Raw genomic sequence first — 235 nt, forward strand, 5'->3', positions numbered from 1 at the left:
GGCACTGAAATGGCTCCGCTGATTCACGGCGTTTTCTGGAGCCTTTCGCTCAATCTCTTGACCTATATCGTGCTGTCGCTACTGCGCCAGCCGACATCGATCGAACGGGTTCAGGCCGATCTGTTTGTGCCGAACGAACTGGCGCCGATCGCGCCGAATTTCCGGCGCTGGCGCACCACGGTGACGGTGCAGGATCTGCTCACCACGGTCGCGCAGTATTTCGGCCCGGAACGCG

The 235-nt window shown here is 60.9% G+C and carries 1 protein-coding gene; it reads left to right on the top strand.

Annotated features, from left to right (window positions below):
* On the top strand, positions 1-235 hold a 235-nt coding region (locus RVY79_RS21610; protein WP_317466672.1), incomplete at both ends, for a hypothetical protein.

Origin of the sequence: Chromohalobacter sp. HP20-39 (genome assembly GCF_033052815.1) — a bacterium.
Taxonomy (GTDB): Bacteria; Pseudomonadota; Gammaproteobacteria; order Pseudomonadales; family Halomonadaceae; genus Chromohalobacter.